This window comes from Bacillus cereus group sp. BfR-BA-01349 (genome assembly GCF_022663795.1).
GTDB lineage: Bacteria > Bacillota > Bacilli > Bacillales > Bacillaceae_G > Bacillus_A > Bacillus_A cereus.
Genome location: NZ_JAKUGE010000034.1, coordinates 44,357 through 54,875, shown reverse-complemented (window position 1 = coordinate 54,875; position 10,519 = coordinate 44,357). Strand labels below are relative to the sequence as shown.

The window sequence follows — 10,519 nt, the reverse complement described above, 5'->3', positions numbered from 1 at the left end:
ACTTCACGGCCTTTCCCCGATAGAATATCGGGAAAAGGCCGTGGCATAATACTCTTTTTATTACTGTCTACTTGACAGGGAGATGACCAGAAGGTTGATATGGTGTCTCTTTTTTATGACCCCGGAGAGGCTCGAACTCACGACCTCCACCCTGTCAAGGTGGCGCTCTCCCTGCTGAGCTACGGGATCCCAACTATAAATATTACGACCAGCAATATGTTTTCATTCATATAATAAGATAATTTTTATAATTTATTGAATATTGCAACATTTGGTGTATTCCTATAATAGCAACAAACTTCAATAGTGTAAAGATGAAATTTTCGTAATATTAATGCTCGAATTTTTATATAAAAAATAAGCCCCGAAGAGCTTATTTTAATAATAATATCACCGCAATTATCAATGATAGTATCAAAAATACAATCATAAATAATGCAACTCAGTCATGAGCTATCGCCCTGTAACTGTCATTCCTGCTGTGTAAATTGTATCAATAGAACCGTCAGCGCCTTTTATTTCGACTTTATAACGATATGTTCCATCCTCATAAATATCATCGCCATATCCTGTGAAAGTTGCAATTTCATCATTGCTTCCAGCTGGGACCCATTGATTTTGCCAACGGAAGTTGGTTTCAAATTCTCCCCATCTATCGCCATATTTCTTTTCAAGGCTGACATTGTAATGAATTTCTTCAGCTCGGTCATTTGTAATTCTTGCAATTACGCTGTTACCAAAAGTAACTTGTGTAGAGTGTACCTGAACTGTAACACCGTTCACCGTTTCACCAGGACCACAAATGTAATGACAACGATCCCATTCGTCAGCATGTGCCTTCGGTGTATCAATGTTCATAGCTGTTAAACCGCCTAAAGCTAAAGCGCCTGTTAATAATACCTTACTAAATGCGTTCACTTGAAATTCCCCCTAAGTATATTCTCAATTCGTTCGATAGATATCACATTAATCTAATCGAACGTTTTTTCCTTAAGTGTATTCGCTATGAATCTTTCATCTTGTAGTAATCTAATCACTACATAAAATTTCATAGTTTTGATTCCATATATGTATCATGATTTATATAGAACAAATCTGTTAATAGGCTTTGGTTATTTACTTATTCCACTACTTCTTATTACCTTTTATTGGTAAAATGTTGGTTTTATTATATAACATTATTATCTATTTACAAGAGAAAATAATACTGTATGCAAAAATGCATAATAAAAACCACTGCTTGTATTCTAGATTACAGATTAAATGGAGTGTTGGGTTTCAATTAATATTTGAGTGGAACTTAATGCTAATTTTTATGCTTAACAGTATGCATATATCATCGTTTATTAAAGGCATAATTGATAAACCTTGTTCAGGGGACGCTCTTCCTGCTGAGCTAGAGAATCTTCAAAAGGGAAAGTATAAGCGATTATGCTAGTAATGTATGAAGGAATAATGATGAGAAGCGAATTTAGTAGAAAGTAGTCTTTGGATGTAGTGGTTATATTATTTACGATACCAATCCGAAGGACCTTCAGCACTCAAATCAACAAGAAAAGGGAGTAAGAAATGTAAAGGTAAGCTTATAAGTTCTGGCATAGCGTTCACCGTTTTCTTTGATAGATATTGTCTCATAAAACAATACGGACAATCCTTTTCAAATGTCACGAGTATTGCCCATACATCTTTTATTGTCCACTTCGTTTTACAATACGTACAACGCGTCATGAGGTTCCTCCTCATTTTAAGTTTTCTTCTAGTATACTCCATTCCATTGTAAGAAAGTCATTTGTATTTAGTGTGGTAAAATGTAAGTTATTTTATTTTTATGTGAATCTATTTAGTCATTTATGATCAATTACATATCATTTGATATTTTGCAGAATGATAGATTTTCAGTTTCAATATGCCAATTGGCCAATATATCCTTTTTACAATTTACTGAAAATCATGTATAACAGAGATACATGATTATTTTATCTCGCTATTTGCGGGCAGTAAGATCCCTTACCTCGAAATTCAGCAAAAGTAAAGAAGTTAGGTTGGGGTCGGAATGCCCGTAAAAGTTCGATTCGTGAGGATTGATGAAAGTTTCACTTTATAAATATTCAGAAGTAGAGGGAGAAAAGTTGTAATGGTAAGAAAAACGTTCAAGATGCGCGTGTCTAAAAATAGAACGATTTCGATTAATGGATCGATTCTTGATGTGGATGTTACACATGATGAATTTTTACAAGAGTTTGTTGAGTGGGTTGATTCTAAAGGTTGGTCGTTTATGGGAATAACAGATGAGATTACGCCCGAGGAAGCTAGTCAAAAGTTAATAGATTCGTTGATTGATGAGAAGGATAAGAAAGAGTAATTCCTTCTTATTTTTATTGTATATTTATGTTCTTTATCGTAAAAGTATGATATAGTAAAAAATAGTGAAAATTCTTCCAATATAATACAAATTACATATGATTGGTAGATTTATTATTTTGTTAAGGAGTAAATGGAAAAGGGAGAGTCATATGGTAAATTTTAAGAAAATTTTGGTTTTTATTACAGTTATTTGTTCGTTTTTTTTGACGCCCATAACATTGCGTGCTGAGACGAATATTGGAGTAAATCCAGAACAAGTTGCACCACCACCTGCGGAAGGACCGAATGTTTTTAGTCAGTTTGCAACGACAATTGATGCAAAAACAGGAGATGTTTTGTATGACAAAAACGCATATCACCGCGCATTTCCTGCTAGTACGACGAAGGTGTTAACAGCGATTTTACTCATGGAGCATACAAAGCCAGAGGATCAATTTACATTTTCACAATTAGCATTAGATCAAGAGAAGAGTAATTATCAAATTGAGTTTCAACCTGGAGAGACAATTAATAGAAATACTGCGCTTATGATTTTAATGGTGCTGAGTGCGAATGATGTGTCGTATGCGATTGCGGAGCGGATTGGCGGGAGTGTTGAGAATTTCGCTAATATGATGAATGAGAAAGCGAAGCAATTGGGGGCGAAAGATAGCCACTTTGTAACACCGAATGGATTGCATGATCCGAACCATTATACGACGCCGTATGATATGGCTATGATTACGAAGGGTGTGCAAAAGTATCCTGAAATTTTACAAGCGATGAATACGAAAAGAACGACAGTTACGACGTCTAGGCAGACGGTGTCTATTTTTAATAAATCTAATTTTTTTGAAAATCCATATAGCATTGGCGGTAAGACAGGGTTTACGAATGAAGCACGTAATACACTTGTTTTATTAAATGAGAAAGATGGAAATCGTATTATAAGCGTAGTAATGGCTTCTCAAAGACCTGAAATTTATGAAGATTTGAAGCAGATGGCGGAATATTCTTTCGTTCAATTTACGAAGCAAATGGTGCTTGATAAACATAATTGGCATCAAAAAACAACATATTTAAATAAAGATGTTAATTCTGAGTTGGAACAAAGTGCGGAGCTTATGCTTAAGAAAGATGAAGGGAAAAATGTGAAAACTATTTTCCGGGCGGCTTCATTAGATAAAGAATCTTTATATCATAAAGGAATACATCGTGGTGAGGTAGTTGGTGCAGTTGATATTACGAAAAATAATCAAACAATTGCGACGGTAAATGTTCTTTCAACAGAAGATGTCACTTTTACGATGCCTAAAAAAGATACAACTATGCCTGAAGTAAAAGACTCAAATGTGAAAGTAATAAGTGTTGGGATAGGTGCGATTATATTATTTGGAGCAATTTTATATGTAGTGTTGCGCCGAAATACAAAAGGAATGAAATCAGAAGGTAAATAAATTACTAATAAAAAGACTGTGTAAAATTTTGGCACAGTCTTTTTTCTATATTTTAAATAACTAATAATTGTAAATTTTCTTATTGCAATAACTTAAAGTTCGTTATATCATTTGCTTGTGTTCTCGTTAAAGAACAAAGTGGATATTGCATACTTCAAATAATATAAAACAACGGAGAGGGAGAGAGACGATGAAATTAATATGGAAGATAATTAGCAACGCGATCGCATTTGTTTTATTTGCATTGATGGTTTTTTTAGCTTTTGTAGTTATTTCTTCAAAAGCAAGCGGTGGTGATCCGACAGTGATGGGATATCAATTTAAGAGCGTTCTTTCAGGATCAATCATTGCAATAGAACCAAACAAAGATGGTTCTAAATATCAAAAAGGTGATGTTATTACCTTTAAAGAGAAAGATCAAAAAATTATCACTCACCGTATTATCGGTGTGAAAGATACAAATGGAAAAGTAATGTATGAAACAAAAGGGGATAACAACAACGGACCAGATTTAGAGCCAGTACTTGCAGAAAATGTAGTTGGAAAGTATGCAGATATTACAGTTCCGTATGTTGGTTATTTACTGAATTATGCGAATTCAAAAGCGGGAGCAGCATTGCTTCTTATTATTCCAGGAGTCTTTTTACTTGGTTATTCCGCGATTTCTATTTTTGGCGCTATTCGTAGCATTGGTGGAGAAAAGAAAGATAAAAAAGTAGAACAATCCGTCTAGTTCGTTTGGTTATACTTTCCTTTTAGGAAGTTAACAAATATATATTAAGGGGATATGGACATGACTTTAAAGAAAAAATTAGGAATGGGTATTACATCAGCAGTATTAGGAGCAGCGTTAGTTGGTGGAGGAACATTTGCATTTTTCAGTGATAAAGAAGTGTCAAACAATACATTTGCGGCTGGAACACTGGATTTAGCATTAAATCCATCAACAGTTGTTAACGTATCGAATTTAAAACCTGGGGATACAATTGAAAAAGAATTTAAACTAGAAAATAAAGGCTCTTTAAATATTAAAAAGGTTCTACTGAAAACAGATTATAATGTAGAAGATGTAAAGAAAGATAATAAAGATGATTTTGGTAAACATATTAAAGTAACATTCTTAAAAAATGTAGATAAGCATGAGACAATTGTGAAACAAACTACTTTAGATAAATTAAAAGGTGACACACTTACAGCTGTAGATAATGATTTATCGGCTTGGTTCTGGGATGAAAAAGGTATTTCAGCAGGTAAATCTGATAAATTCAAAGTGAAATTTGAGTTCGTTGATAATGGAAAAGATCAAAATCAATTCCAAGGCGATAAGTTACAATTAAATTGGACGTTTGATGCACAACAAACAGCAGGTGAAGAAAGATAATAAGAAAAAGGGCTATCACATGGATAGCCCTTTTTCTATTTTTCTAGTATTTGTCTATCAATTTTAATAGTTCTTTACTATAATATAGATAATGTTCTGTATAAAGAACGCAATGTTCGATGGGAGAGATTAAGATGCTGAAAAGACCGCGTAATTTTAAAAACATGCTTATATTGCCGTGTATGTGTTCTATTACGTTTTATTTAGGATCTCAAATTATGACGCATACAGAAGCGGCGTTCATTCATGAAACGAAAGTAGAAGCGACGCTTTCTACAGCAATCATATTTCCGAAAACAGTTAATACGTTAAAAGAGCAATCTGAGAAACATAAACAGTTTATTGAGCGTGAGTATGGAACGATGAAGGGAAAATCGAAAGCAACTTCTATTGAAGAAATAAAACAGGCGATTTCTGTATGGCAACAAGGGCGTGAGAAAATTGTTGCTGAGAAGGAAGCCCTGCAAAATGTATATACTGAAATAGAAGCTCCTTACAATCAAATACAAGAAGAATTAAAGGTAAATAAAGATGAGTCGATGCAGCAAGTGTCCATATATGTAAATGAAGGCTTCCGCAGTATCAAAGAGAAGCGTGACTATATTGAGAAAGAAATTAGCTTGAAAGCTATTGATGAGCAAATTCAGGCTCTTCAGCAACAATTAAACGTTGCAATTGAAGCGGAAGGACAAAAGAAAGCAGAAGAACAGAAGAAAGCCGAAGAACAAAAGAAAATAGAAGAACAGAAGAAAGTAGAAGAACAGAAGAAAGTAGAAGAACAGAAGAAAGCAGAGGAACAAAAGAAAGCTGAAGAACAGAAAAAAGTAGAAGAGCAAAAGAAAGCGGAGTAACTGCTTTAGTGAAACAGCCGGAAAACAAGAATGTGGTGTAAGAGAGAGTGAACGAATAAGCAAGACTAGTAATATTTATACGAGTGTGAGGGAACGTTAGCCCTCACCTCTTTGTTTTTCTTTTTTCTTATAGTATTAAATGATTTGAGTGTGAAAAAAGTTATAAATTATCATTGTTTTTTTCTGAAAAGTCTAAATGATATTGAGAAATAAAAATAACTGAAAATATTAATAAATATGTGTTGTGTTTATATAGGGTTGTTCGTTATAATGAACATAAGGTTTTTAAAAAAGAACGCATATTAGCTAAGCTAATATAGTTTTCTTTACATCTCTTATTGAAAAATAAGTGATAAAAATATAAAAAAAAGCTAGGGGGAATTGATTGTGAGTCTGAAAAAGAAATTAGGTATGGGAGTTGCATCAGCAGCATTGGGGTTAGCTTTAATTGGTGGAGGAACATTTGCATTCTTTAGCGATAAAGAAGTATCAAACAATACATTTGCAGCTGGGACGTTAGACCTTACATTAAACCCTAAGACGCTTGTAGATATTAAAGATTTAAAACCAGGGGATTCTGTTAAGAAAGAGTTCTTATTACAAAACAGCGGTTCGTTAACTATTAAAGACGTTAAATTAGCAACAAAGTATACTGTTAAAGATGCAAAAGGTGATAATGCTGGTGAAGACTTTGGTAAGCACGTTAAAGTAAAATTCCTTTGGAACTGGGATAAACAAAGTGAGCCTGTATACGAAACAACTTTAGCAGACTTACAAAAAGTTGATCCAGATCTTTTAGCTAAAGATATCTTTGCTCCTGAGTGGGGAGAAAAGGGTGGATTAGCAGCTGGTACAGAGGATTATCTATGGGTACAATTTGAATTTGTAGATGATGGAAAAGACCAAAATATCTTCCAAGGTGATACATTGAATTTAGAATGGACATTCAATGCTAACCAAGAAGCTGGGGAAGAAAAATAATAAAAAAGCGGGTATTCCCGCTTTTTTTTATAAAGAAAAAGAAGTGCTGGTTGTAAGCACTTCTTTCTATTATTATTTTTGATTTTGCTTCCACTTTGTAAATTCAAGAAATTCACGAAATTGTTCTTTGGAGACACCAGAGTTCATTGCATCTTTAACGAGTTGTGTCCATTCGGAGTCTAGGTTAGTTTCCTTTGTTGTTTCATCATGAAGTAAAGTATCAACTGGAATTTGTAGAACTGCTGCGATCTTTTCAAGAAACTGAATGGAAGGGTTTTTTTGTAAATTTCGTTCTATAGAACTAATGTAAGATTTAGCAACGCCAGCTTTTTCGGCAAGTTCAGTTAATGAAATCCCTTTTTGTAAACGAAGGCGTTTTATACGTTCTCCAATCATATTTGCGCACCTTTCTATCAATATGTAGTTGTCTTATGATGTCATTATTATAACATAAACTTCGTTAAAAAGAACAAACCTATTGAGCCTGACTGGATGGCTTCATACGTTGGAAAAATTGCTCGATGTCTTGCATGGCGATACCAGCATCTAGAGCTTCAAGTATTAAATCAATCCATTCTTGATCCAGTGCGTCTGTCTTATCTTTGTACAAATGTAATTCCTCCCTAATTATCGGTCATAATTGCTGCTACAGAATACGTGATAATGCAATCCGCTTTTGTGTTTTATATAGTGAATTATCAAATATTGTGTAGATGAAACAAAGATAAAATCCCCATTAAACTCCCTCTATGGAAATTATAAATTGTTCGATAAAAACTTTCGATATTTTCAGAAAACATTGTTGAATTGTGATATATTCGTATGCTAACTATGAAATTTTTACAAATATATTAAAAACATTACATAATATGACTAAATATTGAAAAAATATTGAATTTTTAATAAAATTCAATTTGTAATACATATTATTTATTAGGGGAGGAAATAAGGGATGAACAAGAAACCGTTCAAAGTTTTGTCATCAATCGCATTGACAGCTGTATTAGGCCTTTCATTCGGAGCTGGCACTCAATCTGCATATGCTGAAACGCCTGTGAATAAAACAGCTACGAGCCCAGTTGATGATCATTTAATTCCGGAGGAACGTTTAGCAGATGCATTAAAAAAACGTGGGGTAATTGATTCGAAGGCTTCAGAGACAGAAACAAAGAAAGCAGTCGAAAAGTATGTAGAGAACAAAAAGGGTGAAAATCCTGGGAAAGAAGCAGCGAATGGGGACCAACTTACGAAAGATGCATCCGACTTTTTAAAGAAAGTGAAAGATGCGAAAGCAGACACGAAAGAAAAATTAAATCAACCAGCAACAGGCACACCTGCAGCGACAGGCCCAGTTAAAGGCGGTCTAAATGGTAAAGTACCAACTTCTCCAGCGAAACAAAAAGACTATAACGGTGAAGTTCGTAAAGACAAAGTACTCGTTTTACTTGTAGAGTACGCTGACTTTAAACATAATAATATCGACAAAGAGCCTGGATATATGTATTCTAACGATTTTAATAAAGAACATTATGAAAAAATGTTATTCGGCAACGAGCCATTCACATTAGATGATGGAAGTAAAATCGAAACGTTTAAACAATATTACGAAGAGCAATCTGGTGGTAGTTACACAGTGGACGGAACAGTTACAAAATGGTTAACAGTTCCTGGTAAGGCGGCTGATTACGGTGCAGATGCTGCTAGCGGCGGCCATGATAATAAAGGACCAAAAGGGCCACGTGATTTAGTAAAAGATGCTTTAAAAGCAGCTGTAGATAGTGGTATTGATTTATCAGAGTTCGACCAATTTGATCAATACGATGTAAATGGTGATGGAAATAAAAATCAACCAGACGGTTTAATCGATCACTTAATGATTATTCATGCGGGTGTTGGACAAGAAGCAGGCGGTGGTAAATTAGGCGATGATGCAATTTGGTCGCACCGTTGGACAGTTGGACCAAAGCCATTCCCAATTGAAGGTACACAAGCGAAAGTACCATATTGGGGTGGAAAGATGGCAGCATTCGACTACACAATTGAACCAGAAGATGGAGCGGTTGGTGTATTCGCACATGAATATGGTCACGATTTAGGTCTTCCAGATGAGTACGATACACAATATAGTGGTCAAGGTGAGCCGATTGAAGCTTGGTCTATTATGAGTGGCGGAAGCTGGGCTGGTAAAATCGCTGGAACGACGCCAACGAGTTTCTCACCACAAAATAAAGAGTTTTTCCAAAAAACAATCGGTGGTAACTGGGCAAATATCGTAGAAGTAGATTACGAGAAATTAAATAAAGGTATCGGTCTAGCGACATATTTGGATCAAAGTGTTACGAAATCTAACCGTCCGGGTATGATTCGTGTTAACTTACCAGACAAAGATATAAAAACAATTGAGCCGGCATTTGGAAAACAGTATTACTACAGCACAAAAGGTGATGATCTTCATACGAAGATGGAAACACCACTGTTCGATTTAACAAATGCAACGACTGCAAAATTTGACTTCAAATCATTATATGAAATTGAAGCAGAGTATGATTTCCTTGAAGTACACGCTGTAACGGAAGATGGTCAACAAACGTTAATTGAAAGACTTGGTGAGAAAGCAAATAGTGGAAATGCAGATTCGACAAATGGAAAATGGATTGACAAATCATATGATTTAAGTCAATTCAAAGGCAAGAAAGTAAAATTAACATTTGATTACATTACTGATGGTGGTTTAGCATTAAATGGATTCGCTCTTGATAATGCTTCATTAACAGTAGATGGTAAAGTAGTATTCTCTGATGACGCAGAAGGTACACCACAATTAAAATTAGATGGTTTCGTTGTATCTAACGGAACAGAGAAGAAAAAACATAACTACTATGTTGAGTGGAGAAACTATGCTGGGGCAGATAACGCGTTGAAATTTGCTCGCGGTCCAGTATTTAACACTGGTATGGTTGTATGGTATGCAGATTCAGCTTATACAGATAACTGGGTTGGTGTACATCCAGGACACGGTTTCCTTGGTGTAGTTGATTCTCATCCAGAAGCAATTGTTGGTACTTTAAATGGTAAACCAACAGTTAAGAGTAGTACACGATTCCAAATCGCTGATGCAGCGTTCTCATTCGACAAAACGCCAGCTTGGAAAGTCGTATCTCCAACGCGTGGAACATTTACGTATGATGGTTTAGCAGGCGTACCAAAGTTTGATGATTCTAAAACGTATATTAATCAACAGATTCCAGATGCAGGACGTATTTTACCGAAGCTTGGTTTGAAATTTGAAGTAGTAGGACAAGCTGATGATAATTCAGCAGGTGCTGTTCGTTTATATCGTTAATACAGTAAAACTACCGAGAGATTTTCTTTCGGTAGTTTTTTTGTGAGCAATGAATTTTATATAGCTGAAAAAGTCATATATAATGTAACCTTAAGAATAGAGATTTGTTATATATGAAGTCTATATAAATAATGAAAGAATTGGATAAAAATAGTGGGAGAAG

11 protein-coding genes and 1 tRNA gene are annotated in these 10,519 nt (G+C 34.7%); 7 read left to right on the top strand and 5 right to left on the bottom strand.

Annotated elements, in window-relative coordinates; translation table 11 throughout:
- Positions 1-116: 116 nt before the first annotated feature.
- The 3 genes from MR169_RS18695 to MR169_RS18685 form a co-directional block, all read right to left on the bottom strand.
- Positions 117-189 (bottom strand) — tRNA-Val (locus MR169_RS18695).
- A gap of 264 nt (positions 190-453) precedes the next feature.
- Complete coding sequence (locus tag MR169_RS18690; RefSeq protein ID WP_242319820.1) at positions 454-918, bottom strand: hypothetical protein; 465 nt, start codon at positions 916-918, stop codon at positions 454-456.
- A gap of 588 nt (positions 919-1,506) precedes the next feature.
- Positions 1,507-1,728: a hypothetical protein gene (locus MR169_RS18685; protein WP_000196289.1), complete on the bottom strand. Its 222-nt coding sequence runs from the start codon at positions 1,726-1,728 to the stop codon at positions 1,507-1,509.
- Between the two features lie 406 nt (positions 1,729-2,134).
- Between MR169_RS18685 and MR169_RS18680 the strand changes: the two genes are divergently transcribed.
- The 6 genes from MR169_RS18680 (at position 2,135) to calY (ending at position 7,013) form a co-directional block, all read left to right on the top strand.
- Positions 2,135-2,362: a hypothetical protein gene (locus MR169_RS18680; RefSeq protein ID WP_000251856.1), complete on the top strand. Its 228-nt coding sequence runs from the start codon at positions 2,135-2,137 to the stop codon at positions 2,360-2,362.
- Positions 2,363-2,513: 151 nt separating this feature from the next.
- The gene (locus MR169_RS18675) at positions 2,514-3,800 is read left to right on the top strand and encodes a D-alanyl-D-alanine carboxypeptidase family protein (RefSeq protein ID WP_242319819.1); all 1,287 of its coding nucleotides are present in this window, start codon (positions 2,514-2,516) and stop codon (positions 3,798-3,800) included.
- 190 nt (positions 3,801-3,990) lie between these two features.
- Entirely contained in the window at positions 3,991-4,533 is a 543-nt protein-coding gene (gene sipW, locus MR169_RS18670) for a signal peptidase I SipW (protein ID WP_242319818.1), read from the top strand.
- A 60-nt stretch (positions 4,534-4,593) separates the two neighbouring features.
- Entirely contained in the window at positions 4,594-5,181 is a 588-nt protein-coding gene (locus tag MR169_RS18665) for a CalY family protein (RefSeq protein WP_000172854.1), read from the top strand.
- Between the two features lie 119 nt (positions 5,182-5,300).
- Positions 5,301-6,032, top strand: a complete 732-nt coding sequence (locus MR169_RS18660) for a DUF4047 domain-containing protein (RefSeq protein ID WP_242319817.1) — start codon at positions 5,301-5,303, stop codon at positions 6,030-6,032.
- 387 nt (positions 6,033-6,419) lie between these two features.
- Positions 6,420-7,013, top strand: a complete 594-nt coding sequence (calY, locus tag MR169_RS18655; protein ID WP_000053713.1) for a biofilm matrix protein CalY — start codon at positions 6,420-6,422, stop codon at positions 7,011-7,013.
- A 72-nt stretch (positions 7,014-7,085) separates the two neighbouring features.
- Here calY and MR169_RS18650 read toward each other — a convergent pair whose 3' ends face one another.
- On the bottom strand, positions 7,086-7,409 hold the full coding sequence (locus MR169_RS18650; RefSeq protein WP_000578885.1) for a helix-turn-helix domain-containing protein: 324 nt from the start codon (positions 7,407-7,409) through the stop codon (positions 7,086-7,088).
- 79 nt (positions 7,410-7,488) lie between these two features.
- Positions 7,489-7,623, bottom strand: a complete 135-nt coding sequence (locus tag MR169_RS18645) for an anti-repressor SinI family protein (protein ID WP_000276219.1) — start codon at positions 7,621-7,623, stop codon at positions 7,489-7,491.
- Positions 7,624-7,965: 342 nt separating this feature from the next.
- Between MR169_RS18645 and inhA1 the strand changes: the two genes are divergently transcribed.
- Positions 7,966-10,356 (top strand): M6 family metalloprotease immune inhibitor InhA1, encoded by a 2,391-nt coding sequence (gene inhA1 / locus MR169_RS18640; protein WP_016117439.1) that lies wholly within the window; start codon positions 7,966-7,968, stop codon positions 10,354-10,356.
- The last annotated feature ends 163 nt before the right edge of the window (positions 10,357-10,519 follow it).

What these genes read in the sequence shown, in the direction of transcription:
- MR169_RS18660 (WP_242319817.1), top strand. Translation starts at nt 5,301, where the DNA reads ATGGGAGAGATTAAGATGCTGAAAAGACCGCGTAATTTTAAAAACATG.
- MR169_RS18685 (WP_000196289.1), bottom strand. Translation starts at nt 1,728, where the DNA reads ATGACGCGTTGTACGTATTGTAAAACGAAGTGGACAATAAAAGATGTA.
- inhA1 (WP_016117439.1), top strand. Translation starts at nt 7,966, where the DNA reads ATGAACAAGAAACCGTTCAAAGTTTTGTCATCAATCGCATTGACAGCT.
- sipW (WP_242319818.1), top strand. Translation starts at nt 3,991, where the DNA reads ATGAAATTAATATGGAAGATAATTAGCAACGCGATCGCATTTGTTTTA.
- MR169_RS18680 (WP_000251856.1), top strand. Translation starts at nt 2,135, where the DNA reads ATGGTAAGAAAAACGTTCAAGATGCGCGTGTCTAAAAATAGAACGATT.
- MR169_RS18665 (WP_000172854.1), top strand. Translation starts at nt 4,594, where the DNA reads ATGACTTTAAAGAAAAAATTAGGAATGGGTATTACATCAGCAGTATTA.
- MR169_RS18650 (WP_000578885.1), bottom strand. Translation starts at nt 7,409, where the DNA reads ATGATTGGAGAACGTATAAAACGCCTTCGTTTACAAAAAGGGATTTCA.
- MR169_RS18675 (WP_242319819.1), top strand. Translation starts at nt 2,514, where the DNA reads ATGGTAAATTTTAAGAAAATTTTGGTTTTTATTACAGTTATTTGTTCG.